This window comes from Pseudomonas fluorescens (assembly GCF_003732425.1).
Taxonomy (GTDB): domain Bacteria; phylum Pseudomonadota; class Gammaproteobacteria; order Pseudomonadales; family Pseudomonadaceae; genus Aquipseudomonas; species Aquipseudomonas fluorescens_BE.
This window is the reverse complement of the sequence record NZ_MOBX01000015.1, coordinates 230,349-256,492: the sequence shown is the minus strand read 5'-3', so window position 1 is coordinate 256,492 and position 26,144 is coordinate 230,349. Positions and strand designations below refer to the sequence as shown.

30 protein-coding genes are annotated in these 26,144 nt (G+C 59.3%); 26 read left to right on the top strand and 4 right to left on the bottom strand.

Translation table 11 applies throughout. The features are described from left to right. Positions 1–12 precede the first annotated feature (12 nt). The 18 genes from tmk to BK670_RS23035 all read left to right on the top strand — a co-directional run bounded on the left by tmk (position 13) and on the right by BK670_RS23035 (position 17,492). The gene (tmk, locus tag BK670_RS23130; RefSeq protein ID WP_123453241.1) at positions 13–645 is read left to right on the top strand and encodes a dTMP kinase; all 633 of its coding nucleotides are present in this window, start codon (positions 13–15) and stop codon (positions 643–645) included. Next, positions 638–1,621, top strand: a complete 984-nt coding sequence (locus BK670_RS23125) for a DNA polymerase III subunit delta' (RefSeq protein ID WP_123453239.1) — start codon at positions 638–640, stop codon at positions 1,619–1,621. The genes tmk and BK670_RS23125 overlap by 8 nt, the downstream gene beginning before the upstream one ends. A 42-nt stretch (positions 1,622–1,663) precedes the next feature. Then, positions 1,664–2,020, top strand: a complete 357-nt coding sequence (locus BK670_RS23120) for a PilZ domain-containing protein (protein ID WP_007908272.1) — start codon at positions 1,664–1,666, stop codon at positions 2,018–2,020. A 14-nt stretch (positions 2,021–2,034) separates the two neighbouring features. Beyond that, positions 2,035–2,826, top strand: a complete 792-nt coding sequence (locus tag BK670_RS23115; RefSeq protein WP_123453236.1) for a TatD family hydrolase — start codon at positions 2,035–2,037, stop codon at positions 2,824–2,826. Between the two features lie 351 nt (positions 2,827–3,177). After that, entirely contained in the window at positions 3,178–3,816 is a 639-nt protein-coding gene (locus BK670_RS23110) for a TetR/AcrR family transcriptional regulator (protein WP_007950805.1), read from the top strand. A gap of 137 nt (positions 3,817–3,953) precedes the next feature. Continuing rightward, complete coding sequence (locus BK670_RS23105; protein WP_123453234.1) at positions 3,954–4,922, top strand: GTP 3',8-cyclase MoaA; 969 nt, start codon at positions 3,954–3,956, stop codon at positions 4,920–4,922. A 171-nt stretch (positions 4,923–5,093) separates the two neighbouring features. After that, entirely contained in the window at positions 5,094–5,699 is a 606-nt protein-coding gene (locus tag BK670_RS23100) for a DUF4823 domain-containing protein (RefSeq protein ID WP_093435410.1), read from the top strand. A gap of 15 nt (positions 5,700–5,714) precedes the next feature. Next, a complete protein-coding gene (locus BK670_RS23095; protein WP_123453232.1) occupies positions 5,715–6,275 on the top strand; it encodes a DUF1285 domain-containing protein in 561 nt (186 codons plus the stop codon). A 193-nt stretch (positions 6,276–6,468) separates the two neighbouring features. After that, on the top strand, positions 6,469–7,185 hold the full coding sequence (locus BK670_RS23090; protein ID WP_123453230.1) for a FadR/GntR family transcriptional regulator: 717 nt from the start codon (positions 6,469–6,471) through the stop codon (positions 7,183–7,185). 132 nt (positions 7,186–7,317) lie between these two features. Continuing rightward, positions 7,318–8,193 carry an SMP-30/gluconolactonase/LRE family protein gene (locus tag BK670_RS23085; protein ID WP_123453228.1) on the top strand — a complete coding sequence of 292 codons (876 nt, stop codon included), beginning with the start codon at positions 7,318–7,320 and terminating at the stop codon, positions 8,191–8,193. Between the two features lie 271 nt (positions 8,194–8,464). Continuing rightward, entirely contained in the window at positions 8,465–9,283 is an 819-nt protein-coding gene (locus BK670_RS23075) for an SDR family oxidoreductase (RefSeq protein ID WP_123453224.1), read from the top strand. Positions 9,284–9,418: 135 nt separating this feature from the next. Then, complete coding sequence (locus BK670_RS23070; protein ID WP_064120360.1) at positions 9,419–10,423, top strand: substrate-binding domain-containing protein; 1,005 nt, start codon at positions 9,419–9,421, stop codon at positions 10,421–10,423. 53 nt (positions 10,424–10,476) lie between these two features. Next, positions 10,477–12,021 (top strand): L-arabinose ABC transporter ATP-binding protein AraG, encoded by a 1,545-nt coding sequence (gene araG, locus BK670_RS23065; RefSeq protein WP_123453222.1) that lies wholly within the window; start codon positions 10,477–10,479, stop codon positions 12,019–12,021. Between the two features lie 12 nt (positions 12,022–12,033). Beyond that, complete coding sequence (araH, locus tag BK670_RS23060) at positions 12,034–13,002, top strand: L-arabinose ABC transporter permease AraH (protein ID WP_026000669.1); 969 nt, start codon at positions 12,034–12,036, stop codon at positions 13,000–13,002. A gap of 189 nt (positions 13,003–13,191) precedes the next feature. Continuing rightward, entirely contained in the window at positions 13,192–13,905 is a 714-nt protein-coding gene (locus BK670_RS23050; RefSeq protein WP_123453220.1) for a GntR family transcriptional regulator, read from the top strand. Next, a complete protein-coding gene (locus tag BK670_RS23045; RefSeq protein ID WP_123453218.1) occupies positions 13,902–14,900 on the top strand; it encodes an ADP-ribosylglycohydrolase family protein in 999 nt (332 codons plus the stop codon). The genes BK670_RS23050 and BK670_RS23045 overlap by 4 nt, the downstream gene beginning before the upstream one ends. 203 nt (positions 14,901–15,103) lie before the next feature. Further along, the gene (locus BK670_RS23040; RefSeq protein WP_123453216.1) at positions 15,104–16,570 is read left to right on the top strand and encodes a purine-cytosine permease family protein; all 1,467 of its coding nucleotides are present in this window, start codon (positions 15,104–15,106) and stop codon (positions 16,568–16,570) included. Further along, positions 16,563–17,492 (top strand): PfkB family carbohydrate kinase, encoded by a 930-nt coding sequence (locus tag BK670_RS23035; protein WP_123453213.1) that lies wholly within the window; start codon positions 16,563–16,565, stop codon positions 17,490–17,492. The genes BK670_RS23040 and BK670_RS23035 overlap by 8 nt, the downstream gene beginning before the upstream one ends. Positions 17,493–17,649: 157 nt before the next feature. Here the strand turns inward: BK670_RS23035 and BK670_RS23030 are convergent, their stop codons facing one another. The 4 genes from BK670_RS23030 to BK670_RS23015 all read right to left on the bottom strand — a co-directional run bounded on the left by BK670_RS23030 (position 17,650) and on the right by BK670_RS23015 (position 20,329). Next, entirely contained in the window at positions 17,650–17,904 is a 255-nt protein-coding gene (locus BK670_RS23030) for a hypothetical protein (RefSeq protein WP_123453211.1), read from the bottom strand. A 44-nt stretch (positions 17,905–17,948) separates the two neighbouring features. Further along, on the bottom strand, positions 17,949–18,284 hold the full coding sequence (locus BK670_RS23025) for a hypothetical protein (RefSeq protein WP_123453209.1): 336 nt from the start codon (positions 18,282–18,284) through the stop codon (positions 17,949–17,951). An 82-nt stretch (positions 18,285–18,366) separates the two neighbouring features. Continuing rightward, positions 18,367–19,563: an MFS transporter gene (locus BK670_RS23020; protein ID WP_123453207.1), complete on the bottom strand. Its 1,197-nt coding sequence runs from the start codon at positions 19,561–19,563 to the stop codon at positions 18,367–18,369. A gap of 112 nt (positions 19,564–19,675) precedes the next feature. Beyond that, a complete protein-coding gene (locus BK670_RS23015; protein ID WP_123453204.1) occupies positions 19,676–20,329 on the bottom strand; it encodes an HD domain-containing protein in 654 nt (217 codons plus the stop codon). 110 nt (positions 20,330–20,439) lie between these two features. On the opposite strand from BK670_RS23015, the gene BK670_RS23010 reads away from it, so the two are divergent. From BK670_RS23010 to BK670_RS22975, 8 genes are all read left to right on the top strand, one after another. Beyond that, positions 20,440–20,919 (top strand): GNAT family N-acetyltransferase, encoded by a 480-nt coding sequence (locus BK670_RS23010; protein ID WP_123453942.1) that lies wholly within the window; start codon positions 20,440–20,442, stop codon positions 20,917–20,919. Positions 20,920–21,078: 159 nt separating this feature from the next. Next, the gene (locus BK670_RS23005; RefSeq protein WP_123453202.1) at positions 21,079–21,741 is read left to right on the top strand and encodes a hypothetical protein; all 663 of its coding nucleotides are present in this window, start codon (positions 21,079–21,081) and stop codon (positions 21,739–21,741) included. Further along, a complete protein-coding gene (locus BK670_RS23000) occupies positions 21,738–22,232 on the top strand; it encodes a PAAR domain-containing protein (protein WP_123453200.1) in 495 nt (164 codons plus the stop codon). Before BK670_RS23005 ends, BK670_RS23000 begins: the two co-directional genes overlap by 4 nt. Before the next feature lie 5 nt (positions 22,233–22,237). Beyond that, positions 22,238–22,972 (top strand): alpha/beta hydrolase family protein, encoded by a 735-nt coding sequence (locus tag BK670_RS22995; protein ID WP_123453198.1) that lies wholly within the window; start codon positions 22,238–22,240, stop codon positions 22,970–22,972. Then, entirely contained in the window at positions 22,969–23,496 is a 528-nt protein-coding gene (locus tag BK670_RS22990; RefSeq protein WP_123453196.1) for a hypothetical protein, read from the top strand. Before BK670_RS22995 ends, BK670_RS22990 begins: the two co-directional genes overlap by 4 nt. Continuing rightward, positions 23,496–24,434 (top strand): hypothetical protein, encoded by a 939-nt coding sequence (locus tag BK670_RS22985; protein ID WP_123453194.1) that lies wholly within the window; start codon positions 23,496–23,498, stop codon positions 24,432–24,434. The genes BK670_RS22990 and BK670_RS22985 overlap by 1 nt, the downstream gene beginning before the upstream one ends. 77 nt (positions 24,435–24,511) lie before the next feature. Then, complete coding sequence (locus tag BK670_RS22980) at positions 24,512–25,501, top strand: 2-dehydro-3-deoxygalactonokinase (RefSeq protein WP_123453192.1); 990 nt, start codon at positions 24,512–24,514, stop codon at positions 25,499–25,501. A 19-nt stretch (positions 25,502–25,520) separates the two neighbouring features. After that, on the top strand, positions 25,521–26,141 hold the full coding sequence (locus BK670_RS22975) for a 2-dehydro-3-deoxy-6-phosphogalactonate aldolase (RefSeq protein ID WP_123453190.1): 621 nt from the start codon (positions 25,521–25,523) through the stop codon (positions 26,139–26,141). Positions 26,142–26,144 lie beyond the last annotated feature (3 nt).

Here is a 26,144-nt window from a genome sequence, read left to right as displayed (position 1 = left end):
TAAGGACTGCCTGTGACTGGCTTGTTTATTACGCTGGAAGGCCCGGAAGGCGCCGGCAAAAGCACTAACCGCGAATACCTCGCCGAGCGCCTGCGCGCCGCCGGTATCGAAGTGGTGCTGACTCGCGAGCCGGGTGGCACACCATTGGCCGAGCGGATTCGCGATGTGCTGCTGGCGCCGGCTGACGAGGTCATGAACCCGGACGCCGAGCTGCTGTTGGTATTTGCCGCGCGCGCTCAACACCTGGCTGAAGTGATTCGCCCGGCGCTGGCTCGCGGTGCAGTGGTGCTGTGCGATCGTTTCACCGATTCCACTTACGCCTATCAGGGCGGCGGGCGCGGTTTGTCGCTGGAGCGCATCGCCACGCTGGAAACCTTCGTGCAGGGCGACCTGCGTCCGGACCTGACGCTGATTTTCGATCTGCCGGTAGAAATCGGCCTGGCCCGCGCCAGTGCCCGTGGCCGTCTGGATCGTTTCGAGCTGGAGGGGAGAGGGTTTTTCGAGGCTGTGCGCAATGCATTTCTGAAGCGCGCCGAAGCCGATCCCGCGCGCTATGTGCGCATTGATGCCGGTCAGTCATTGGTCAAGGTTCAACAATCGCTGGATACCTTGTTGCCGAACCTGCTGGAGCTGGCCCGTGGCTGAGGCCTATCCATGGCAGGACAGCCTCTGGCAGCAACTGGCCGGGCGTAAACAGCACGCCCACGCCTATCTGCTGCATGGCCCGGCCGGCATCGGCAAACGTGCATTGGCCGAACGCTTGATGGCCAGCCTGTTGTGCCAGCGGCCGACGCCGGAAGCCTGCGGCGAGTGCAAATCCTGCCTGCTGCTCAAGGCCGGCAGCCACCCCGATAATTACATTCTCGAACCGGAAGAAGCCGACAAGGCGATCAAGGTCGATCAGGTGCGCGATCTGGTCAGCTTCGTGGTGCAGACCGCGCAACTGGGCGGACGCAAAGTGGTGCTGATCGAGCCGGTCGAGTCGATGAACATCAACGCTGCCAACGCCTTGCTCAAGAGTCTTGAAGAACCGTCCGGCGATACCGTGCTGCTGTTGGTCAGCCACCAGACCAGCCGCTTGCTGCCAACGATCAAGAGCCGTTGCGTGCAGCAGGCCTGTCCGTTGCCGGGCGAGGCGATGAGTCTGCAATGGCTGGCGCAAGCGTTGCCGGACTGCTCCGAAGAGGAGCGTGTCGAATTGCTGACGCTGGCGGCCGGCTCGCCGTTGATGGCGGTCAGCTTGCAGTCTCAGGGCGTGCGCGAGCAGCGCGCGCAAGTGGTTGAAGGCGTAAAGAAGCTGCTTAAACAGCAGCAATCGCCGACGCAACTGGCCGAAGAATGGAAAAGCATTCCGATGCTGCGTCTGTTTGACTGGTTCTGCGATTGGTCGAGCCTGATCCTGCGGTATCAATTGACCGAGGATGAAGCGGGTCTCGGTCTGACCGATATGCGTAAAGTCGTGCAGTACCTGGCGCAGAAAAGTGCGCAAGGCAAAGTCCTGGAGATTCAGGACTGGATTCTCGCCCAGCGCCAGAAAGTTCTGAGCAAGGCCAACCTCAATCCGGCCTTGCTGCTGGAAGCGTTGTTGGTGCAATGGGCGGGATTGCCTGGTCAAAGATAAGAATGTGTACCTAGACTCTGAGCATCAGTAGTGGAGGTCAACATGAATGAACCCGTCAGCCCCGGGCCGCGCAACGGCATTTTGTCCCTGACCATCAAGGACAAGTCGGTGCTTTACGCCGCGTACATGCCGTTCATCAAGAACGGTGGCTTGTTCATCCCGACCAACAAGAGTTACCGGTTGGGCGATGAGGTGTTCATGCTGCTCAACCTGATGGACGAGGCCGAGAAGATCCCGGTGGCCGGCAAGGTCGCCTGGATCACCCCCAAAGGGGCGCAAGGCAATCGCGCTGCCGGTGTCGGCGTACAGTTCAACGATGGCGACAACACGGCGCGCAGTCGCATCGAAACCCATCTGGCCGGAGCGCTTAAATCCGACCGTCCTACTCATACGATGTAAGTAGCCGTCTTTTTATGCTTGTAGATTCCCATTGTCACCTTGATCGACTCGACCTCGCCGCCCATGACGGCTCGCTGGATGCTGCACTGGATGCGGCCCGTGGGCGCGGAGTAGGGCACTTCCTGTGCATCGGCGTGAGTGCCGATAACGCCGCCGACGTCAAAGCTCTGGCTGAGCGTTATGACGATGTCGATTGCTCGGTCGGCGTGCATCCGCTCGATGTGCAACCCGGTGCGGCGCCGGCGCTGGACTGGCTGTTGCACGAGCTCAATCACCCGAAAGTAGTGGCGATCGGTGAAACCGGTCTGGATTATCACTACGAGCCGGAAGCCGCCGAGCTGCAGCAGGAATCGTTCCGTCTGCACCTGCAAGCGGCGCAGCAGACTGGCAAACCGGTGATCATCCACACCCGTGGCGCCCGTGCCGATACCCTTGCACTGCTGCGCGAAGCGGCGTTGCCTCAGGCCGGTGTGCTGCACTGCTTCACCGAAGATTGGGACATGGCCAAAGCCGCGCTGGACATGGGTTACTACATTTCCCTGTCGGGTATTGTCACGTTCCGCAATGCTGATGCGTTGCGCGATGTCGCGAGCAAGGTCCCGGCGGATCGCTTGCTGGTGGAAACCGATTCACCGTATCTGGCGCCAATCCCTTATCGCGGCAAGCCGAACCTGCCGCAGTATGTGCGCGAAGTGGCGGAATTTCTGGCGATGCTGCGCGGGGAAAACTATGAGCGTTTTGCCGAGCAGACGACCGAGAACTTCAAGCGTCTGTTCCCGCTGGCGAGTGTTAAATCTGCCCTGTAGCCAGTGGTCAAATCGCAGGCAAAAAAAACCCGGGTTCTGGGGGGTGAATCCGGGTTAAGACCATTAGGAGTAAAACAAAGGCACGCGGTCCCTTGGTACCTTTACCGGCGCGACACTTGGGGGAGATGTCGCCCGACAGTTCAAGTATTGATCAGTCTGGCGTGCAGTCCAGTTAGCCGGTCGGGGTTTTTAAACAAATTTGGAATACGTTCGCTTCAGTTGAGTTCTCATTGCGCCCAAAACGTTCTCAAAATGAACATGAAACACAGATATGGTCGGATGATCCGTGCATTTTTGCGCAAGTTAGGCATAATACGCGGCTTCGAATTTTGACCCTTCAGACCTTTTCTTATGCACAAAGAACCTCGTAAGGTCCGTGAGTTTCGTCGCCGCGAGCAAGAAATTCTCGATACCGCGCTCAAGCTGTTCCTCGAACAAGGTGAAGACAGTGTCACCGTCGAGATGATTGCTGATGCCGTGGGTATCGGCAAAGGCACGATCTACAAGCACTTCAAATCCAAGGCCGAGATTTATCTGCGCCTGATGCTCGATTACGAGCGCGATTTGAACGAGCTGCTGCATTCGGCCGATGTCGACAAGGACAAGGAAGCGCTGTCCCGCGCCTACTTCGAATTCCGCATGCGCGACCCGCAGCGTTATCGCCTGTTCGACCGTCTCGAAGAGAAGGTCGTCAAAGGCAACCAGGTGCCGGAAATGGTCGAGGAGCTGCACAAGATCCGTGCCTCGAACTTCGAACGCCTGACCCTGCTGATCAAGGGCCGCATTAGCGAAGGCAAGCTCGAAGACGTGCCGCCCTACTTCCACTACTGCGCATCCTGGGCGCTGGTGCATGGCGCTGTGGCGCTGTATCACTCGCCGTTCTGGAGCAATGTGCTGGAAGATCAGGAAGGTTTCTTCCAGTTTCTGATGGACATCGGCGTGCGCATGGGCAACAAGCGCAAGCGCGACCCGGAAACGCCAAGCAGCTGAGCCATTCAGCAGCCTTATTGCGCCATGATTTCGCTACATGGCGCAGTAACGCAGGAATATACTCAGGCATAGGGCTTGCTAAAACTTGATTTGTGAGTCAAGTTTTAGTGGCTCGATTTTCTATCGCCGGAGTGATCATGATCGTTGACCGTCAAGGCAGGCGTTTTCGCAATTTGCGGATCAGTCTGACTTCAGCCTGCAATTACGCGTGTACTTACTGCGTGCCCAACGGCAAGCGGTTGGTGGCTGCGCAGGATGAACTGTCGGCCGAAGCCATGGCCCGTGGCGTGGCGTATCTGATCGAAGCGGCCGGCATCGAACGGCTGCGCATCACTGGCGGCGAACCGCTGGTCAGCCCCAAACTCGAATCGTTCATGACCGCTGTCGGCAAGATGGGCCTGGAAGACATCAGCCTGACCACCAACGGTCAACTCCTCGCAAAAAAAATGCCGTTGCTGGTGGATGCCGGTCTGCGCCGGATCAACGTGTCCCTCGATACCCTCGACGCTGGTGCTTTCCGCAGCATCGCCCGTGGCGGCGATCTGGCCACCGTGCTTGACGGTATGGATCAGGCCGCTGCGGCGGGGATGAAGATCAAGGTCAACATGGTGCCGTTGCGCGGGCAGAACCTCGATCAGGTGATGCCGCTGCTCGATTACTGTCTGGAACGCGGCTACGAGCTGCGTTTCATCGAGCTGATGCGCATGGGCCACCTCGCCACCGACTCCAATGCCTTCCTGCAACAGTTCGTCAGCTTGCAACAACTGCTGAGTCTGATCGGCGAGCGCTACGAGTACGCCCAGGCCGATGCGCCGGTGGACGCCACGGCCGTGCGGTATGCGATACCGGGCGTCGGTCATTTCGGCGTGATCGCCAACGAAAGCGTGCCGTTCTGCCGGACGTGCTCGCGCTTGCGTCTGTCGTCGACCGGTTGGCTGCATGGCTGCCTGTCGTCGAGCAACCGCCACTATGTCGGCGATCTGCTCGACAAGCCGCGCCATCAGGCGTTGCCGGCGCTTCAGCGTTTGCTGGTCAAAGCATTGGGCGACAAGCAGGAAGTGGCGTTCTCTGGCGGCGCGACCGTCATGAAGATCATCGGCGGTTGAACTTCCCTCATCGCGAGCAGGCTAGCTCCCACAGGTTGAACGCGTTCCACTTGTGGGAGCGAGCCTGCTCGCGAATACGATCTAACCATCAACGAACAACCAGAGCTGGCGCAAAAGCTGCATCCTACGGCCATTCGCCGGTTTTCCGTCACCGGCCTCTGGAGGAATAGGATGCGTAGCCTGGTTTTGCTGCTGGCCGTTTTGGCGCTTGGCGGCTGTATGACTGTCAGCGATATGGCCGAAGGCACTCGCTACCAGATGAGCGACGCGGGCTTGCTGGATCACAGCGACAGCCGCCGCGTGAACAACTTCCGCATTCAGCCGGACTCGTTCATCTACATCGCCCAAGGCGCGTTCGCACCGCCGGGTGGTTCTTATCCACGCCCTAACGTGGTCGCCGAAGAAGCCTTCAAAGGCTTCGTCGAGTACTTCCCGATGGTCCGCCGTGCCCGGGCGCCGGAAGGCCTCGATCAGGCGATGGGCGAAGCTCGCGATGCCGGTGCGCACTATCTGCTGTACACGCGTTTCGCCAAGGCTGACGACCGCATCGGCAACTCCGATGAGTGGCTGGATGAAGAGGCTGTGGATCGCCTCGGCATCGACGGCGGTGTGATTCAGATCATGTTGATCGAGACCAGCACCCAGTATTTGATTGATACTGCACGGATCAAGAGTCGTGGCGGTTTACTGACGTTCCACGACAACAAGCCTGAAGACCTGATCGGCCCGCCGCTGGCCCAGTACGCGCGCAGCCTGTTGGGAGTCGGTGACCAATAATTCAAGGAGAACGTCATGAGTGGCCCGCAAAAAGCCAATGACCTGTTGGGACAGATCCCCAAAACCAAAGGCTTGCCGCCGGTGCACTTGTGGAACCCGGACTTCTGCGGCGACATCGACATGCGCATCGCCCGCGACGGCACCTGGTATTACCTGGGCACGCCGATCGGGCGCAAGCCGATGGTCAAATTGTTCTCCACGATCATTCGCCGCGACGGCGATGATTATTTCCTGATCACCCCGGTCGAGAAGGTCGGGATCAAAGTCGACGACGCACCGTTTGTGGCAATTGCCGTCGAGGTTGAAGGCGAAGGGGAGGCGCAGCTGTTGCGCTTTACCACCAACGTCGATGAAACCGCCGAGGCCGGGCCGGAGCATCCGATCCGGGTCGAGATTGATCCGACCACGCAGGAACCGGCGCCTTACGTGCATGTGCGCACCAACCTTGAAGCGCTGATTCACCGCAATGTGTTCTATCAACTGGTGGAACTGGCGGTGAGCCGTGAAATCGATGGCCAGCGCTGGCTCGGTGTGTGGAGCGGCGGCGAGTTCTTCCGCATCGGCCTCGAACCCTGAACCACAACCCCTTGTAGGCCTTCGCCTGCTCGCGATGGCGGTATGTCAGTCACCACAGATATCGACTGAACCACCGCTATCGCGAGCAGGCGAAGGCCTACATTTGTTTTGGCTTTCAGCATTAAATCCAGATTGACTGTTAATCGTATGATGATTAGCTTAATCACCCATCGCGATCCGCTTTGAGGTGTTCATGTCCAGTAGCTTTCATGCGTCGACCGTTGACTGGCTGGGCAGCTGGATCGCCGCGGGCCAGGTCAAGCCGGGGCAGGCCATCAAGGTCGAGGCCGATCTGGGCGAACAGCTCGGGGTCAGCCGCACGGTCATCCGCGAAGCGATCAAAACCCTCGTTGCCAAAGGCATGCTTGAAGTCGGGCCGAAAGTCGGCACCCGCGTGCTGCCGGTAAGGCGCTGGAACCTGTTCGATCCGCAAGTGGTGGGTTGGCTGTCACGCAACGGTCTGCCGGAAAATTTCGTCGATGATTTGCTCGACCTGCGCCGCACCATCGAACCGATGGCCGTGCGCTGGGCGTGTGAGCGCGCCACCTTCGCACAGATCGAAGCCGTGCAACTGGCCTACAACGCCCTTGAACGTGCGGTCGACAGCGGCACCGATTACAACCGCGCCGACCAGTTCTTCCACGAATGCATTCTCGCTGCCAGCCACAATCAATTCATCGAGCAAATGGTTCCGGCCCTCGGCGCGTTGCTGGCCGTGTCGTTCGAGGTTTCTGCTGCCGACCCGGATGAACTGCGTCGCACTTTGCCGATCCACAAGGACATGGCCGACGCCATCGCCGCCCGGGATTCCGCGCGAGGCGTGTGGGCGTGCATGACCCTGATCGACAATGCCGATCTGGCGATCAAACGCTTCTACCCGAAAGTCATGGCCGACAAAAAAGCAGGCTAACACCCAGATCCCCTGTAGGAGTGAGCCTGCTCGCGATAGCGGTAGATCAGCCGCATTGAAGTCAACGGACACTACGCCATCGCGAGCAGGCTCACTCCTACAGAAAATCACAAGAACAATGGAGACCGTTATATGCCGTGGACCGCCCTGACCCAACATCGCGCCCGACTCGGTGAAGGCCCGTTCTGGGACGCGCCGACCCAGGCGTTGTACTGGGTCGATATCGCCGGCAAACAGGCCCTGCGCCTGATTGGCCAGAACGTGCAGATCTGGCAAATGCCCGAACACGTTTCCGCGTTCATCCCTTGCGCCAGCGGCGATGCACTGGTGACCCTGAGCAGTGGCGTCTACCGTCTCGACCTCGATTCTCCCGGCCTCGAACCACGTCTGACGCTGTTCTGCGTGGCTGACCCGCAACCGGGCAATCGACCCAACGAAGCGCGGTGCGATGCTCAGGGCCGTTTGTGGCTCGGCACCATGCAAATCAACATCGGCGAACAGGGCGAAGATCTGCCGATCACCCGTCGCTCCGGTGGCCTGTTCCGCATCGATCCGGATAAACGTGTCACGCCATTACTGCGCGGCTTGGGCATACCCAACACGCTGCTGTGGAGCGACGACGGCACCACACTGTTATTCGGCGACAGCCTCGACAGCACGCTGCACCGTTATTTCATCCACCCCGACGGCAATCTCGGTGCCGCTGAAACCTGGTACGGCTCCGATCAGCAGGGCGGCCCGGACGGTTCGGCGATGGATGCCGAAGGCTACGTGTGGAATGCCCGCTGGGACGGCAGCTGCCTGCTGCGTCTGACGCCTGACGGCGAGGTCGACCGCCGGATCGATCTGCCGGTCAGTCGCCCGACCAGTTGCGTATTCGGCGGTGAAGATCTGAAAACCCTGTACATCACCAGTGCCGAGAGTCCGCACAACCATCCATTGGATGGCGCTGTGCTGTCGATGCGCGTGGATGTCCCAGGAAAGCTCTGTACGCGGTTTGCCGATTAGATCCCAAAATATGGGATGCAAAATTATATATTGAGATTATTTGGCGGTCGGGTTTATAGTCGGCTCCAGCAGTAACACGCACTCACACTTAAAAAGAACAAAACAGGTGAAGTGATGCAGCGAATGTCTATCGCACTCCCGCGTGGAGTCCGCGTCTCGCAACGGCCCGAAGCTGTCGGCCGCGCCTGCCTGTTTCGTTCCAACCGCCTTCCAGACCGGACATCGGCAGATGTCTGGTTTTTTTGCGCGTACGAAACAGGAGTCCTGATCCATGGCTGAACCTCTTTCCCTGCCGCCGGTGCCTGCACCGCCGAAGGGCGAGCGTCTGAAAAACAAGGTCGTGCTGCTGACCGGCGCCGCGCAAGGCATCGGCGAAGCCATTGTTGCGGCTTTCGCCTCACAGCAAGCGAAACTGGTCATCAGCGATATCCAGGGCGAGAAAGTCGAACAGGTTGCCGCGCACTGGCGTGAGCAAGGTTGCGACGTGCAAGCGCTGAAGGCGGATGTCTCGCGTCAGCACGATTTGCACGCCATGGCCAAACGCGCCGTTGAACTGCACGGGCGCATCGACGTGCTGGTCAACTGCGCCGGGGTCAACGTATTCCGTGATCCGCTGCAGATGACGGAAGAAGACTGGCATCGCTGCTTCGCCATCGATCTGGACGGTGCCTGGTTCGGCTGTAAAGCGGTGTTGCCGCAGATGATCGAGCAGGGTGTCGGCAGCATCATCAACATTGCCTCGACCCATTCCAGCCACATCATTCCCGGCTGCTTCCCGTACCCGGTGGCCAAACATGGCTTGCTCGGCCTGACCCGTGCGCTCGGCATTGAGTACGCGGCGAAGGGTATTCGGGTCAACGCCATCGCACCCGGCTACATCGAGACGCAGTTGAACGTCGACTACTGGAACGGTTTCGCCGACCCGCACGCCGAACGTCAGCGCGCTTTCGATCTGCATCCGCCGAAACGCATCGGTCAGCCGCTCGAAGTGGCGATGACCGCGGTGTTTCTAGCCAGCGACGAAGCACCGTTTATCAACGCGTCATGTATCACTATCGATGGTGGTCGCTCGGTGATGTACCACGACTGAGCACAGTGGCTTTCATGGGGAGAAGTCCGTTTGAAATCCAATCATCATACGATATGACTATTTTCAACAGGCTTTGCAGGAACACGCTTTAACGCTTTTCAAAATGTGCTCAAAAAAATAACAAGGAGTCAGCTTATGAAACGTCGTTTCGGGATTCGTACCCTGTGCAGTACCGCCCTGGCGGTCACCGCGTTCAGCCTGAGCAGTGCGCTGCTCGCTGCCGACACCGTGAAAATCGGTTTTCTGGTCAAGCAGGCGGAAGAGCCGTGGTTCCAGACCGAGTGGGCCTTCGCCGAGAAAGCCGCCAAGGACAAGGGCTTTGAACTGATCAAGATCGCCGTGCCGGATGGCGAGAAAACCCTTTCGGCGATCGACAGCCTCGCCGCCAACGGTGCCAAGGGCTTCGTCATTTGCCCGCCGGACGTTTCGCTCGGCCCGGCGATCATGGCCAAAGCCAAACTCAATGATCTGAAAGTGATCGCCGTCGATGACCGTTTCGTCGATGCCAACGGCAAGTTCATGGAAGACGTGCCGTACCTCGGCATGGCCGCATTTGAAGTCGGCCAGAAGCAGGGCAACGCCATGGTTGCCGAAGCGAAGAAACGCAACTGGGACTGGAAAGACACCTACGCGGTGGTCAACACCTACAACGAGCTCGACACCGGCAAGAAGCGCACCGACGGTTCGGTGAAATCCCTTGAGGACGCCGGCATGCCGAAGGATCACATTCTGTTTGCCGCGCTGAAAACCCTCGACGTGCCGGGCAGCATGGACGCCACCAACTCGGCGCTGGTGAAACTGCCGAGCGCGGCGAAGAACCTGATCATCGGCGGCATGAACGACAACACCGTGCTTGGCGGCGTGCGCGCCACCGAAGCCGCCGGTTTTGCTGCGGCCAACGTGATCGGCATCGGCATCAACGGCACCGACGCCATCGGCGAACTGAAAAAGCCTAACAGCGGCTTCTTCGGCTCGATGCTGCCAAGCCCGCACATCGAAGGCTACAAGACCGCCGAGATGATGTACGAGTGGGTCACCACCGGCAAAGAACCGCCGAAGTACACCGCGATGGACGACGTCACCCTGATCACCCGCGAGAACTTCAAGCAAGAGCTGGAAAAAATCGGCCTGTGGAACTGATGCCGCGATGGCCCGGGCAGCCGGGCCGTTTTTCGGTGTGAAGAGGTGGCTTTATGCACGCGCAAGTACAAACACAACAACACAGCTCCAGCGGCAGCCTGCGCTTCAACGGGATCGGCAAAACCTTCCCCGGCGTGAAGGCGCTGGACGCCATCAGCTTCGTCGCCCATCCGGGGCAGGTTCACGCCTTGATGGGCGAGAACGGCGCCGGTAAATCGACCCTGTTGAAGATCCTCGGCGGTGCGTACATCCCGAGCAGCGGCGAGTTGCGGATCGGCGAGCAGACCATGGCGTTCAAGTCGACCGCCGACAGCATCGGCAGCGGCGTCGCGGTGATTCACCAGGAGCTGCATCTGGTGCCGGAAATGACCGTCGCCGAGAACCTGTTTCTTGGCCATCTGCCGGCCAGCTTCGGTTTGATCAATCGCGGCGTGCTGCGCCAGCAAGCGCTGAATTGCCTGAAAGGCCTGGCCGACGAAATCGATCCGCAGACCAAGGTCGGACGCCTGTCCCTTGGCCAGCGGCAATTGGTGGAAATCGCCAAAGCGCTGTCGCGCGGCGCGCATGTCATCGCCTTCGATGAACCGACCAGCAGCCTCTCGGCCCGTGAGATCGACCGCTTGATGGCGATCATCGGTCGCCTGCGTGACGAGGGCAAAGTCGTGCTCTATGTCTCCCATCGGATGGAAGAAGTGTTCCGCATCTGCGACGCGGTGACGGTGTTCAAGGACGGCCGCTACGTGCGCACCTTCGACGACATGAGCCAGTTGACCCACGATCAACTGGTGACCTGCATGGTCGGGCGCGACATTCAGGACATCTACGATTATCGCCATCGTCCACGCGGCGCCGTCGCGCTGAAAGTTGATGGTTTGCTTGGCCCGGGTCTGCGCGAGCCGATCAGTTTCGAGGCACACAAAGGCGAAATCCTCGGACTGTTCGGATTGGTCGGGGCAGGGCGCACCGAGCTGTTTCGCCTGCTTAGCGGCTTGGAGCGCAACACTGCCGGACGCCTTGAACTGCGTGGCCATGAACTGAAATTGCGCTCACCGCGCGACGCGATTGCGGCGGGCATTCTGCTCTGCCCGGAGGATCGCAAGAAGGAAGGCATCATCCCGCTGGCCAGCGTTGCCGAGAACATCAACATCAGTGCGCGCGGCGCTCATTCGGGTCTCGGCTGCCTGATTCGCGGTCTGTGGGAAAAGGGCAACGCTGACAAACAGATCAAAGCGTTGAAAGTGAAAACCCCGCACGCCGGCCAGCAGATCAAATTCCTCTCCGGCGGCAATCAGCAGAAGGCCATTCTCGGCCGCTGGCTGTCGATGCCGATGAAGGTCTTGCTGCTCGACGAACCGACGCGCGGCATCGACATCGGCGCCAAGGCGGAGATCTACCAGATCATTCATAACCTCGCCGCCGAGGGCATTTCGGTGATCGTGGTGTCCAGCGATCTGATGGAAGTGATGGGCATTTCCGACCGCATTCTGGTGCTTTGCGAAGGCGCCCTGCGCGGCGAAATCAGCCGCGACCAGGCCAATGAATCCAACCTGCTGCAACTGGCTTTGCCGCGCCACCGCGCTGACGGCGTGGCGAACTGAGAGGTGACTATGATGACAACCCAAAACGAAACCCTGCCCAAAGAGCGCAAACCGCTGGACATGCGCCGCTTCCTCGACGACTGGGTCATGCTGCTGGCGGCGGTGGGCATTTTTGTCGCCTGCACCTTGCTGATCGACAACTTCCTTTCGCCGCTGAACATGCGCGGATTGGGCCTGGCGATTTCCACCACCGGGATTGCCGCGTGCACGATGTTGTATTGCCTGGCGTCGGGGCATTTCGACTTGTCGGTGGGCTCGGTGATTGCCTGCGCTGGCGTGGTCGCGGCGGTGGTGATGCGTGACACCAACAGCGTGTTTCTCGGTGTCAGTGCGGCGTTGGTCATGGGCCTGATTGTCGGGTTGATCAACGGGATTGTGATTGCCAAGTTGCGCGTCAATGCGTTGATCACCACGTTGGCGACGATGCAGATCGTTCGCGGTCTGGCTTACATCTTTGCCAACGGCAAGGCGGTGGGCGTGTCGCAGGAATCGTTCTTCGTGTTTGGTAACGGCCAATTGTTTGGTGTGCCGGTGCCGATTCTGATCACCATTGTTTGCTTCCTGTTTTTTGGTTGGCTGTTGAATTACACCACCTACGGGCGCAACACCATGGCCATCGGTGGCAACCAGGAAGCGGCACTGCTGGCGGGCGTGAACGTTGATCGGACCAAGATCATCATCTTTGCCGTGCATGGGGTGATTGGTGCGCTGGCCGGGGTGATTCTGGCGTCGCGGATGACCTCCGGGCAGCCGATGATTGGCCAGGGTTTTGAGCTGACGGTGATTTCGGCTTGTGTGCTCGGCGGGGTGTCGCTGAGCGGCGGGATCGGCATGATTCGGCATGTGATTGCCGGGGTGCTGATTTTGGCGATCATCGAGAATGCGATGAACTTGAAGAACATCGACACGTTTTATCAGTATGTGATTCGGGGTTCGATCCTGTTGCTGGCCGTAGTGATTGACCGCCTCAAACAACGCTGACACCCCCTCATCCCTGTGGGAGCGAGCCTGCTCGCGAAAGCGGTGTATCAGTCGCCGAAATTGTTGACTGACACGACCTCTTCGCGAGCAGGCTCGCTCCCACAGGAGACAGCATCAGCTTCCCGCCTTCTGTCACCTTCGCTAAATTTTCCTTGCCCGTTCGCACCGGTTTCGGTTATCAATTTGTACATGATTAGACAGGTACGATTTGACAAGAAACAACGGGTGGTCGACGAACTCGTCCGGCGCATCGAAAGCGGCCTCATGGAGGATGGCTTTCTGTTGCCCGGCGAGCATCAGTTGGCTCAAGAATTCAACGTCAGCCGTGGCACGTTGCGTGAAGCGCTGGCCGAACTGAAACGACGCAACTACATCGCCACGCAAAGCGGCGTCGGTTCGATCGTCACCTTTGACGGTGTCGCGCTTGACCAGCGCAGCGGCTGGGCGCAGGCGCTGGCCGACAGCGGGGCGCTGGTCAACACCGAAGTGCTGCGTCTGGAAGCCGTGACCCGGCCCGATCTGCTCTCGCGGTTCGGCACTGACCAATTCATAACCCTCGACCGCCGTCGGCGCTCCAACGACGGCACGCTGGTGTCCCTCGAACGCTCCTTGATGCCGGCCACCGGCGGCCTGGAAAGCCTGCCGCGCGTCGGTCTGATCGACAACTCCCTGACCATCACCCTGGCCGCCTACGGCTACATCGGCGAGCGCGGTGATCAGTGGATCGGCGCCGAACCGCTGAATGCCGAAGACGCCGCACTGCTCGGGCGCCCGGTCGGCACCGTTTTCCTCAAGGCGTTGCGCACCACCTACGATCGCCAGAACCGTTTCATGGAGCTGGTCGAAAGCCTGCTTGACCCGGTGCATTTCCGTCTGCACCTGCAATTTGGAGAAGTGAAATGACCGCGCTCAACCGTGCTCTCGGCGCTTTCTACGGCCTGGCCCTCGGTGATGCGCTGGGCATGCCGACCCAATCGCTGAACCGCGAAACCATCAAGACCCGCTTCGGCACAATCACCGATTTGCAGGATGCCGGGCCGCTGCAACCGATCGCCGCGAACATGCCCAAAGGTTCGATCACCGACGATACCGAACAGGCGATTCTGCTGGGCGAGCTGCTGGTCGAAGGCAAGGGCCGCATCGAGCCGGCGATCCTTGCGCAACGCTTGATCGAGTGGGAAGCCGCGATGCAGGCCAAGGGCTCGCAGGACTTGCTCGGGCCGTCGACCAAGCGCGCCATCGAAATGATTCTCGCCGGCCATTCGCCGGAAGAAGCCGGGCGCTACGGCACCACCAACGGCGCGGCCATGCGCATTACGCCGGTGGGGATTGCGGCGGATGTTGCCGATCCCGAGCGGTTTATCGCAGCGGTGGTGCAGGCCTGCCAAGTGACGCACAACACCACGTTGGGGATTTCCAGCGCGGCGGCGGTGGCGGCGGTGGTGTCTGCCGGCATCAATGGCATGGACCTGGGCGAGGCGTTGAACCTCGGTCAGCACATCGCTCAGCAAGCCGAGACGCACGGGCACTGGGTAGCGGGCGGGCGCATTGCCTCGCGCATCAGTTGGGCGCGCAGCATCAGCGTCGACAGTGACAAGGCACTGCTGGCGGATTTGCTCTACGACGTGATCGGTACTTCGGTGGCGTCGCAGGAGTCGGTGGTGGTCTCGTTCGCGCTGGCGCAACAAGTGGCCGTCGGCGAGATGAGCGCGTTTGATGCGCTGTGCATGGCCGCCAGTCTTGGGGGTGACACTGACACCATCGCGGCGATTCTCGGTGCCATGCTCGGGGCCTGCCTGGGTCTTGAGAGCTGGCCGGTGCCGATGATCGCCACGGTCAAAGCGGTCAATCACTTGGAGCTTGAGCCGTTAGTGCAGGGGCTGTTGGCCTTGCGCTGATTCATATCTCTGTGGCGAGGGAGCTTGCTCCCGCCGGGCTGCAAAGCGGCCCCAAATCCTGCAGACGCGGTGCGTCAGGCACACCGTATTCACTGGGTTTACGACTGCTGCGCAGCCGAGCGGGAGCAAGCTCCCTCGCCACAGATGTCTTGTCGTTTTGCATCATTGCCACAACCACAAAAAAGGCAAACAGGAGCACCTTCATGAGTTCATCAAACGCCGGGCAAAGCGCCGGGCAACTGGAAACCCGCGGCATCGAACCGGTGCCGGAAGCCGAGTGCAACGGCCATCCGCTGCAACTGTTCTGGGTCTGGTTCGCCGCCAACATTTCCATTCTCGGTCTGCCGCTGGGTGCCACGCTTGTGGCATTTCGCGGCTTGGCCATCTGGCAGGCAATTATCGTCGCGATCATTGGTGCTGCGGGTTCGTTCGCAGTGGTCGGGATCATCTCGATCGCCGGTCGACGCGGCCGCGCACCGAGCCTGACCTTGTCGCGGGCGATCTTCGGCGTGCGCGGCAATATCGGTCCGACGCTGGTCTCGCTGATGTCGCGTCTGGGTTGGGAAACGGTCAACACCACCACCGCTGCATTCGTGCTGTTGTCGCTGTGCTCGATCCTGTTCGGCTCGCCAGTGGAAGCGAAAAGCGCGCCGATACTAACGCTGATCTTCATCGCGATTTTCGTCCTGCTGACCCTGTCGGTGTCAGGCCTTGGCCACGCGACCTTGCTGGTGATCCAGAAGTGGGCGACCTACGTGTTCGGCGCGCTGAACATTCTCGTCGGTGGTTTCCTGTGCGCGACCATCGACTGGAACGCGGTGTTCAACGCTACGCCAGCGCCGCTGAGCGCGATGATCATCGGTATCGGCACCATGGCCGCCGGTACCGGGATTGGCTGGGCGAATGCTGGCGCCGACATGTCGCGCTATCAGCATCGCAGCGTCAAGGCTGTGCGTCTGGTCGCGTCCGCCGCGTTCGGCGCGGGCATTCCGCTGGTGCTGCTGATCACCCTCGGCGGCTTGCTGTCGGTGGGCAACAACGACCTCGCTTCGGCGACTGACCCGATTGTGGCGATCCGCGACATGCTGCCGACGTGGATGGCCGTGCCGTACCTGATCACTGCGTTCGGTGGCTTGCTGCTGTCGAACAACCTGTCGGTGTACTCCGCCGGTCTGACCACGCTGACCCTCGGCCTCAAGGTCAAACGCGTCTACGCGGTGGTGGTCGATATCGTCGCGATTTTCGCCGGCTCGATTTACTTCATGCTAATTGCCGACAGCTTCTACGGCCCGTTCATCACCTTCATTTCCCTGCTGGCGGTGCCGATCACCGCATGGGTCGGGATCTTCGTCGTCGACCTGATTCACCGTCATTACTACAGCCCGAAAGACCTGCTCGACGTCAGCCCGAGCAGTGCCTACTGGTATCACGGCGGTATCGAATGGCGCGCGTTCGGCGCATGGGCGATTGCCATCGTCCTCGGCTTCAGTTTCACCACCATCGGCACCACCGCTGAAAACGTCTGGTTCAAAGGCTTCCTGTCCGACTCATGGCTGGGCCATAACGGCCTCGGCTGGATCGTGACGTTCGTGGTGGCCGGTGGCATTTACTTTGTCCTCGGCGGGGCGAAAGACCGCCGCGCCGCGCAAACCGAGAATGCTCATGCCTAAGATGTTGCACACCGGCCAGGTCATCATCGACCTGGTCATGGCCGTGGATAAACTGCCGCAGGTTGGCGGCGACGTGCTCGCCCAGTCAGCCAGCTTCGAAGCGGGCGGCGGTTTCAACGTGATGGCGGCGGCTGTGCGTAATGGCCTGCCGGTGGTGTACCTCGGCCGGCACGGCAGCGGACGTTTCGGCGATCTGGCGCGTCAGGCGATGAATGACGAAGGCATTCACATCGGCATTCGCCAGCCTGCGCAGCGTGACACGGGGTTGTGCGTGGCGCTGACCGATGCGTCGGCGGAGCGCAGTTTCATTTCCTACATCGGTGCTGAAGGCGAGGTGACTGAAGAGGATCTGAACAGCGTCGCCGCCGAGTCGGGCGATTACGTTTATCTCAGTGGCTACAGCCTGTTGCACGAAGGCAAAGCGCAGGCGTTGCTCGACTGGACGCTGGCGTTGCCGGCCACGATCAACGTGGTGTTCGATCCGGGGCCGCTGGTGGAGTCGCCGGATTCACCGTTGATGCAGGCATTGCTCCCGTGCATCGATGTGTGGACCAGCAACAGTGTCGAGGCGCTGCGCTTTACCGGGGCTGAAAATATTGGCGCGGCGCTGGATCGTCTTGCCGAACATTTACCGAAGGATGTGCTGATGGTCGTCCGCGATGGGCCGCAAGGCTGCTGGATTCATCAGCGTGGCGAGCGTCGGCATGTGCCTGGGTTTACCGTCAAAGCGGTGGACAGCAATGGTGCCGGTGATGCCCATGCAGGAGTGTTTGTCGCCGGGTTGGCGCAGGGATTGACCGCGCATGAAGCAGCGCGGCGGGCGAATGCCGCTGCGGCATTGGCGGTGATGCGGTGGGGGCCGGCCACGTCACCGGGGAGTGCTGAGGTTGATGCGTTGATCAGCGAGACTTTCGGCGACTGAACCGCCGCTTTCGCTGGCAAGCCAGCTCCCACATTGGCGCTGCGCCAAGCACGAACGCGTTTAGGATCTGCCGAAGTCTGCGATCTTTTGATCTTGCTTTCAAAAGTCAAAATCAAAAGATCGCAGCCTTCGGCATCTCCTACAGGCTCAAACGGTGTCAGCTATCGAGCTTGCGCGCCGCTTCAACGCCCGCGGCACTGAGCTTGATCGGCAGGTGCAACGAATGTTCGCCGGCTTCGTTGCAGGTCACATGACCGTGGTGAATCAGTCCGCGCTCCTGCAGAGCAGCGAGGGCGCTGGCCACGACTTTCTCGCCCCGGTAATTGTCCAGCACCTCCTTGCCCAGTCCACTTGGATGGGCGTGCAGCAGGCGGGTGAGGACTTCTTTTTCCAGGTTTTTATCGACGTTCATGGTTACCTCTTCATTGGATTGAATAGGACGCTCGCGTCGGCGAACTACTGACCGGCACCTTCGGAGCCGGAGCCACCGGTGGTGGTTTTCGAGCCAACGCCGGGGCCGGCGTTGTCGGGTGTGGCAGGGGAGTCTGGCGTGTTCATGCCGCCCTGGCGACCGGGATCACTGCCTTGAGTGCGTGGATCGGTGCCAGTGGCTGGCGGCTGGTTGATCAATGGCACGCCAGAGCCATCGGTGTTCATGCCCGGGGCACTGTTGATGGCGGGGGCGCGCGGAGGGGTTGGATCGGTAGGGCCGGTGCCTGCCGCGGTTGCAGCGAAGGCTGCGGGGCAGAGCAGGACGGTGAAGACAAGAGCGGTCAACCTTGACGGAATCATAGGGCTTCTCCAGTGATTGGAATCCTTACCTTTTGTTGGTCTGCCCTGGTTTTGGATTGGTGCCTGATGATCGACGAACGGTCTACATAGCCTGCGCGGTTTTGACATTGATCCGGCGCCAGAGTAATCGGCCGAGGGTGATCACCCAGTTCAGCAGCGCGACCGCCAACACCGTGAGTAGCAGCGTCGCCATGCCGTGTTCAACGATGATTTTCCCGGCCAATAATGGAAAGCCGAAAACGCCGATGAAATAGGAAAGACTGAACAGCAGCAACGCCTGCGAAGTCGTGCCATTCGGTGCTTCGTTGGCGGCCAGTCCGTTGATCACCGAATAAGTAAGTCCGTAACCGACACCCAGCATCACGGCCGCCAGCAGATAAGCGAAACTGCTGTGTACGCCGAACGCAAACAGCACAATCGAGCCGAGCATCAGCCCCGACAGCAGACACGACGCGCGCAGTGGATCACGCTTGACCACGAAGCCTGCGATCAGCATCCGGCTGCTGATCGCCGCGCTCATAAAGCCGAGAAAGAACAGCGAATAATCCAGCGAGCGGGTAGCGGCATAAGTGGTCTGGAAGCTCGACAGGCCACCGAACACGCAACCGCCGAGACCGACCATGATGATCGGGAACAGCGCGCGGGAACCGATCACTTGAGTGGTCGCTCGCCAAGTGATTCTGGCGGAGGAAATGATTTGGGGGCTTTGCAGGCGAGTACCGAGCCGCCAGAACAACAACACGCCGATCAGGCTCGCCAGTGCCGCCAGATAGAACGCCGACGTCACCGGCAAGCCCAGCGCATTGGCCCCCCTTCCGAGCAACGGCCCGCTGCCGATTCCGGTCATCATGCTTCCCGACAGCAAGGCAAAATATTTCGCCCGCTGCGCCGGGGTCACCAGACTGGCGACGATGATCGGCCCCAAGGTGTAAAACACCCCCCAGCCCAGCCCCAGCAACAAACCGAAAAACAGCAACAGATGACCGAACCCCGGCGTCATCGCAAAGCCCAGACTGGCCGCCACCAGCAGCACACCGAACAACGCAATCGAACGCGCCGCGCCGAGCAGATCCGACAGGTGCCCGGACACCAGCACTGCCGCAAACGTGCTGAACATCGCCGCAGAAATCACGCTGCCGGCATCGTGTTCATTGCCGCCGCGCGAGCCGATCAACAGCGACAACAGAAACGTCGAACCGTAGGACAGCGACAGCAAGTAACTGGCGAGGCAGAACAAGCCGAACAGCTTGCCCGACACCTTGGGTGTGGCTTGAGACATTGACGCGGTTCCTTGATCGCAAGCATTGAGCGTTCTCTATCTAACACGCCCGACGCCAAATTTAGGTCTGAGCTTGGTGAAGTCAGGATCGTTGCGAGCCGGAGTAATGCGTTCAGGCGATCCCACTCTCTTCCTTGAACTGCTCCATGAAACTCTTCAGGCGTTGATGACGGATCTGCGCCAGACGCTGGCCGGCGGCGGTCTGGAACCCGTCGGCGAGGTGCAGCAGTTTGGTCTGGAAGTGATCGAGGCAGAACTGTGTGTCGTTGTAATCGCGATGTTTTGCTTCTGGATCCTGTGGGTCATACAAAGCCGAGCCCATGCGCCCGGCAACGTAGAAGGTGCGGGCGACGCCAAGCATGCCAAGGGAATCGAGACGGTCGGCATCCTGGACAATTTTTGCTTCGAGGGTGACTGGCGTGATGTTGGCGGAAAAGCTGTGGGCTTCGATGGCGTGGGCGACGGTGTTGATTTTGTCTTCTGGCCACTTCAAGTCGGTCAGCACTGTCGAAGCTTTTTTCGCTGCCAGACGCGAGGCCTGCGAGCGCAACGGCGAGTTCTTTTCGACGGCGACGCAATCGTGCAGCAGCACCGCCGCCAGCAGGACTTCAAGATCTCCGCCTTCCTCGGCCTGCAACGTGCGCACGTTGTGCCAAACCCGTTGCAGGTGCGCGAGGTCGTGAGCACCGTCGTCTGAGGGTTCGAGGGCGTGGAGCAGGAGATCTTCCGCAAGAGTCATCAGTGGAGTAAAGGCGCTGGCAGACATAAACACTCTTTCAGTTGAGGTGGGTGTTTGTGGCGATGGAGCAAGCGCTCTCGCCACAAAAGCAATGGCGCCTTAGTATGGCGCTTTCCATTTTCCAACAAGGCCCGTCCATGTCGATCGAGATCCGCCCGGCGACTCCCAGCGATGCACCGCAAATCCTCGCGTTCATCACCGAACTGGCAGATTTCGAAAAGGCCCGCCACGAAGTCATCGCCAGCGTTGCCGACATCGAACGCAGCCTCTTCGGCGAAGGCGCCACCGCCCATGGCCTGATTTGCCTGCGCGATGGTCTGCCGATCGGTTTCGCCGTGTTCTTCTTCAGTTATTCGACCTGGCTGGGCAGCAACTGCCTGTACCTCGAAGACCTCTACATCACCCCGGAGCAACGTGGCGGCGGCGCCGGCAAAACCTTGTTGCGGCACTTGGCGAAAATCGCCTGCGACAATGATTGCGGTCGTTTCGAATGGAGCGTGCTGGAGTGGAATACGCCGGCCATCGACTTCTACAAATCCCTCGGCGCGCAACCCCAGGAAGAGTGGGTGCGTTACCGCATGGACGGCCAGGTCCTGCGCGAGTTTGCCGAAGGCTGATCGCAATGATGGCCATCCAATGCTAATTCGATTGTCGCCAACGCTCTAGTCCGGCATTCTACGCGCCATTTTTGCGCGCTCACGGACGACACCTGCAATGCCTTCGGCACTATTTCTCCACGCCCGTGGAGTCTTCGCTGCGTCAACGAGTGACCAGCGATGAGCGGGCTACGGGCGTCAATGCGTCTATACGGCCTGGTGAAAAACTCAGGCTCCACCGACAACCCCCAGCGTCAACCGGTCGACATTCTGTGCATGACAAATCGCACGGGCGGCAGCGCCATTCGTGCGTTCGTGTCACGCCTTGATGCCGAGTTAATGACGCGCAGTGCCGGGCTCGCCGATTACCGCGTGGTACCGCTGCGCACCTTCGATCCGACGGCGTTTATCGACGCTCATCAAGGCTGGCTGATGCTGCACATCTGTTGCGGTTTCGTCGCCCCTGTCGGGCATTCGCTGCTCAAGGATGGCGCGTTGATGCCGATGGGCTGGTACGTCTATTCCGAGATCGGTCAGTGGACAGCCCGGCATCATCTCGACCTCGGTACGCAAATGGCCGAACTGCTGCAATCGACTTACGAGCGTAATCACCTGCGCAACTACAACGCCTGGCTCAACGAACTCGACGACGCCTCGCCGGCCGAACTGGCCTGGCAAACCGACGAAGCCTGGCGACACCTGCAAACCGCCGCATCACCCGACAGCCGTGAGCATTGCCACGCATTGTTCGACCCCGTCGACAACCGCTGGCGCTTCGCCGCGACCGACATCGATATCCATCAGCCGCATCCGGAATCTCTGAAGCAAGGAGCTTTGAATTGAGTGGTAAACCCGCCGCCCGCGTCACCGACCCGACCGCCTGCCCACTGCCGGGCCATGGCACTAACCCGATTGTTTCCGGCTCGCCGAACGTCTTCTTCGACGGCCTCGCCGCCGCGCGCATGACTGATAAATCTGCGTGTGGCAGTCCGATCACCGGCGCTGTCTCCGGCACTGTGTTCATCAACGGCCTGAACGCCGCCACCCTTGATAGCACCGGCGGGCACGGCAATGTCGTGGTTGGTGGTTCGGGGACGGTGATTATCGGCCAGAGTGGCGGCGGGGCGGCGTTTAGTGGGCTGTTGCCGATGCCGGTGCATTTCAATGATCGGATGCAAGTGATAAACGAAGCCACGGGGGAACCTATTCCCGACCACCCTTATGCGATTCAGCGAGGCGATGGGCGTGTTGAGCATGGCATCACCGATGAACAGGGCTTTACCCATATGGTCAGTTCGCATTTGGCCGAAACTATTAAACTGTTTGTAGAGTGATCGAAATGGAAGTCGAAAATCCCGCACTCAACGATTGTAAAACTGAAGTGGCTGGTCATGAGTTGACCTGCAAGACTGATCAGACCGTCAAGCAGGCTGCGGTTAAAGTTAAAAAAGTTGCAGTGTTCTTTATTGGCGGTGCTGGGGATAAGGAAGAATACTATCAAAATGAACCGCCGCATCATAACGTGATGAATGCATGGAAGCAGTTAGAGAAGCGTCTTACTAACGAGCAGAAAATTGAGGTTAATCTGCCGTACATAAGTTATAAAGACGTTCGCGGTGAAAAAGATATTAAAAAGTACGCCGAGCGTCCTTTGAAAGGTGATAAATCGGTCTACATCGTCGTTGTAGGTCATAGTTTGGGTGGTTGGAATGGTGCACATCTGACTTCGATTTTGAAAGAACGCGGTTACACCGTAAAGGTATTAGTAACACTTGATCCTGTTGGCGGTGGTACAGGTGTCTGGATGGTGTCAGATATATACTTTACGACACCTAAGCCCTCGGCAGATTATTGGGTCAATGTATTGGCTTCTCCTACGGTGACGGATTCATCTGATAACGTTGCCAGCATGGGCGAACGTTGGGTTATGACATCTGGGCCAGCTATCAACGAAGCGGTAAACGCCAATCATCGTCAGGCGGGTGTCATGTTTGGCGCTACGCTACAGGGTGGTAAATCGGCATGCGATATTGTGTATGAACGTTTGAGTCAATATTTGGAATCTTCGAAATGAAGTCGTTGTTTGTTTTTCTGACGCTGCTGCTGTGCTGTTCTTGCACTAAGCAACCGGTTCTTCCGGTCATTGATGTTGATTTGATTTCTGTCAGTGGTGGAGATGATCACTCATCTTTAAGTGTTAAGTTTGGTTCGAAAACTGATCTGTTGAATTTTTTTCAGAATGCGACCGGAGAAAGTCAGTTGGGCGAGTCTTTATTCTGCTCTCTGGATAAGGATGTCGAGTTTAAAGATTTTGATAAGTTGGCTCGGTATTTGGTGGGGGATTTTGTTGAGCTTGATAGATCTGGATCTAAAGCGGGGCATGTTTATGTGGCCAGGTTGTCCTCGTTTAAAAAGGAGGATGAGGGTGTATCAAATATTTTTATGCCTGCCAGTGAATTATTACTGGTGTTAAGTCAGCGTAATGTCATCTCTTGTAAGGTGTTCACTTCTGCGTATTCATTCGGTGGGTATTATTCGAATTCAATGCTCATTCCAGCAGCTGACATCGTGCGTGCGATTCAGGGGAAGCGCGATTGATGAAGCTGAGAGGGTTCCGGCTACTACTGATCGCTGGTTTTTTAACGTGTTCATCCTGCCTCCACCTGAACGTTCCACCGGCCAGGCTTGAGTTCGTTTCGCTCGATCACGAAGTTTCCAATTTTTACGACCTGCGCTTCACGTCTGACCGAAACCTCATTGACTTGTACCGGAACCATGGCCGGCAAGGCCAGATTGGCACTTGGATCCATTGCTCTTTGAACGGTGATCCAGACTTTTCCATCGAACATGAAATCGTCCTGGAAGCCTCGGGAATCGTCAGTGGCATGCGCTTGATCGAGGGCGATCGACGCTATGAGATGTTCGCGAATATCCGTGTCGAGAATCACGCCGTCAATGACGGTCGTAACCACATCCGACCGGTTGAGTTGGTGCAGATCCTCAAGCCGCAGGCATACATTCCGTGCAAGGTGGTGATCACCGCGTTCCCGTTCGTGGCGTACTACTCGAAAGTCATGTACATGCCCACATCGCGGTTCATTGCCGCAATAGAAAATCCGCACGTGGCCCCCGCGCGCATTTCGCTCAAACAGTCCGATCAACCGAGGTCGTTGTTGCCTTCTGCCTCAGTCTGCATCGTGCGCTGGCGCTATGACCTGGCGCTGGGATATGACCAGATCGATAGCCTCGGACTTTGTAGCGACGTGCCCTATGTCGGCATGTTGGCCTCATTTGCACCGAACAACACAAAGCTGAAGGTTGTTTCGGGATCAGAGGAAAACCCGGCCCCCTTCGCGGCGTACACCATTATTCGCGGTGACGGACGCCAAGAGCCCGGAATAACGGACGCCAAAGGCCACACGCATGAGGTGGGGGCCAGCGAGTACGAATCGCTGAGGATCCTGATTAACAACGATCTGGACGTTGTTCAGCGTTGGACAAAATGGACTGATTCCGTCCCGGAATATGGGATGTAAAATTACATATTGAGATTTGCCGTCTGAGAGGTCTATAGTCCGTCGCACTCACTGCCAAAAACAAAACAGGTGAAGCGATGCTGGCGCAATTGATCGCGCTCGACTGGGGGACGACCTCATTACGTGCTTACAAACTCGCTGCGGGCGGCGTGGTGCTGGAACAGCGCGCGCTGTCGTCCGGGATCATGCAACCGCCGAAGACCTCGCGAGTCATCAACGGTCGCGAATGCGCCGACGGTTTTGAACTGGCGTTCGACGAGGCGTGTGGCGACTGGCTTGATGCGCAGCCAAATCTGCCGGTGATCGCTTGCGGCATGGTCGGCAGTGCGCAGGGCTGGCGTGAAGCGGCCTACTGCGAAACACCGGCGAACGTCGCCAATCTCGGAAACTCCCTACAAACAGTTATCAGTCTTCGCGGCACGCGAGTGCATATCGTGCCGGGCGTGATTCAGCGTTCGCGTCTTCCGAACGTGATGCGCGGCGAAGAAACCCAAGTGCTCGGCGTGCTGCAGAATCTGCCGGTCGAGGCGGGCAATGATGTGCTGATCGGGCTGCCCGGCAGCCATTCGAAGTGGGTAGAGGTGGTCGATGGCTGCATCACCCATTTCGACACCTTCATGACCGGCGAAGTGTTCGCCGTGCTCAGCGAACACAGCATTCTCGGTCGCACCCAACAGCAAAGTGCAACGTTCGATGGCCAGGCGTTTGACCGGGGCGTGCAGATTGCCCAGTCGGCGGATGGCGAACTTGGCGTGCTCTCGACGCTGTTCAGCGCGCGTACCTTGGGCCTGACCGGCGAACTCAGCCCCACGGCGCAGGCCGATTATCTGTCCGGCCTGATGATTGGGCATGAACTGGCGGCGCTTGCCACGGTTCAGCGACGTCGCCGCAACAACCCGAATCTCCCTTCGATCATCCTCATCGGCAACGCGCAACTCTGTGCGCGCTACCGCCGCGCCCTCGACGCCTGTGGTTTCGCCGACGTGACGCTGGCCGAACAGGCCACCGAGCGTGGCCTGTGGCAACTGGCGCTGGCCGCCGGACTGATCGACACCTCATCCCGTTAACCCTGACTGGAGGCCTGACATGCTCAAGCAAGCATTGGCGCAAAACGGTCTGATCGCGATCCTGCGGGGCCTGCATCCGCAGGAAGCCGCCGCTGTCGGAGAAGTCCTGTATGCGGCCGGATTTCGCGTCATCGAAGTACCGCTCAATTCCCCTTCGCCGTACGAAAGTATCCGCATCTTGCGCAAGACCTTGCCCGCCGATTGCCTGATCGGTGCCGGTACGGTGTTGACGCCGGAACAGGTCGAGCTGGTGAAAGAAGCCGGCGGCCAAGTGATCGTCATGCCGCACAGCGACGCCAAGGTCTTGCGTGCGGCGAAAGCGGCGGGGCTGTTTCTGTCGCCGGGTGTTGCGACGCCGACCGAAGCCTTCGCGGCGCTGGAGGAGGGCGCGGACATTCTCAAGCTGTTTCCGGCCGAGCAGATGGGCCCGGCGGTCGTCAAAGCCTGGCTCGCGGTGTTGCCGTCCGGGACGGTGCTGGCGCCGGTCGGCGGCATCACACCGGACAACATGCAGGCGTTTATCGATGCCGGCGTGAAAGGTTTCGGTCTCGGTTCCGGGTTGTTCAAACCGGGCATGACGCCGGAGCAAGTGGCGCTGAACGCCAAGGCCTACGTGGCCGCCTGGAAAGCGCTTCGCTAAGAC

Bases quoted from the DNA above. Each gene is read 5' to 3' on its own strand.
- BK670_RS22985 (WP_123453194.1), top strand. From the start codon at position 23,496: ATGAAGCTGAGAGGGTTCCGGCTACTACTGATCGCTGGTTTTTTAACG.
- araG (WP_123453222.1), top strand. From the start codon at position 10,477: ATGCACGCGCAAGTACAAACACAACAACACAGCTCCAGCGGCAGCCTG.
- araH (WP_026000669.1), top strand. From the start codon at position 12,034: ATGACAACCCAAAACGAAACCCTGCCCAAAGAGCGCAAACCGCTGGAC.
- BK670_RS23090 (WP_123453230.1), top strand. From the start codon at position 6,469: ATGTCCAGTAGCTTTCATGCGTCGACCGTTGACTGGCTGGGCAGCTGG.
- BK670_RS23030 (WP_123453211.1), bottom strand. From the start codon at position 17,904: ATGAACGTCGATAAAAACCTGGAAAAAGAAGTCCTCACCCGCCTGCTG.
- BK670_RS23035 (WP_123453213.1), top strand. From the start codon at position 16,563: ATGCCTAAGATGTTGCACACCGGCCAGGTCATCATCGACCTGGTCATG.
- BK670_RS23020 (WP_123453207.1), bottom strand. From the start codon at position 19,563: ATGTCTCAAGCCACACCCAAGGTGTCGGGCAAGCTGTTCGGCTTGTTC.
- BK670_RS23085 (WP_123453228.1), top strand. From the start codon at position 7,318: ATGCCGTGGACCGCCCTGACCCAACATCGCGCCCGACTCGGTGAAGGC.
- BK670_RS23075 (WP_123453224.1), top strand. From the start codon at position 8,465: ATGGCTGAACCTCTTTCCCTGCCGCCGGTGCCTGCACCGCCGAAGGGC.
- BK670_RS22975 (WP_123453190.1), top strand. From the start codon at position 25,521: ATGCTCAAGCAAGCATTGGCGCAAAACGGTCTGATCGCGATCCTGCGG.
- BK670_RS23025 (WP_123453209.1), bottom strand. From the start codon at position 18,284: ATGATTCCGTCAAGGTTGACCGCTCTTGTCTTCACCGTCCTGCTCTGC.
- BK670_RS22995 (WP_123453198.1), top strand. From the start codon at position 22,238: ATGGAAGTCGAAAATCCCGCACTCAACGATTGTAAAACTGAAGTGGCT.
- BK670_RS23040 (WP_123453216.1), top strand. From the start codon at position 15,104: ATGAGTTCATCAAACGCCGGGCAAAGCGCCGGGCAACTGGAAACCCGC.
- BK670_RS23045 (WP_123453218.1), top strand. From the start codon at position 13,902: ATGACCGCGCTCAACCGTGCTCTCGGCGCTTTCTACGGCCTGGCCCTC.
- BK670_RS23010 (WP_123453942.1), top strand. From the start codon at position 20,440: ATGTCGATCGAGATCCGCCCGGCGACTCCCAGCGATGCACCGCAAATC.
- BK670_RS23120 (WP_007908272.1), top strand. From the start codon at position 1,664: ATGAATGAACCCGTCAGCCCCGGGCCGCGCAACGGCATTTTGTCCCTG.
- BK670_RS23070 (WP_064120360.1), top strand. From the start codon at position 9,419: ATGAAACGTCGTTTCGGGATTCGTACCCTGTGCAGTACCGCCCTGGCG.
- BK670_RS23115 (WP_123453236.1), top strand. From the start codon at position 2,035: ATGCTTGTAGATTCCCATTGTCACCTTGATCGACTCGACCTCGCCGCC.
- BK670_RS23100 (WP_093435410.1), top strand. From the start codon at position 5,094: ATGCGTAGCCTGGTTTTGCTGCTGGCCGTTTTGGCGCTTGGCGGCTGT.
- BK670_RS22980 (WP_123453192.1), top strand. From the start codon at position 24,512: ATGCTGGCGCAATTGATCGCGCTCGACTGGGGGACGACCTCATTACGT.
- BK670_RS23110 (WP_007950805.1), top strand. From the start codon at position 3,178: ATGCACAAAGAACCTCGTAAGGTCCGTGAGTTTCGTCGCCGCGAGCAA.
- BK670_RS23015 (WP_123453204.1), bottom strand. From the start codon at position 20,329: ATGTCTGCCAGCGCCTTTACTCCACTGATGACTCTTGCGGAAGATCTC.
- BK670_RS22990 (WP_123453196.1), top strand. From the start codon at position 22,969: ATGAAGTCGTTGTTTGTTTTTCTGACGCTGCTGCTGTGCTGTTCTTGC.
- BK670_RS23095 (WP_123453232.1), top strand. From the start codon at position 5,715: ATGAGTGGCCCGCAAAAAGCCAATGACCTGTTGGGACAGATCCCCAAA.
- BK670_RS23005 (WP_123453202.1), top strand. From the start codon at position 21,079: ATGAGCGGGCTACGGGCGTCAATGCGTCTATACGGCCTGGTGAAAAAC.
- BK670_RS23105 (WP_123453234.1), top strand. From the start codon at position 3,954: ATGATCGTTGACCGTCAAGGCAGGCGTTTTCGCAATTTGCGGATCAGT.
- BK670_RS23050 (WP_123453220.1), top strand. From the start codon at position 13,192: ATGATTAGACAGGTACGATTTGACAAGAAACAACGGGTGGTCGACGAA.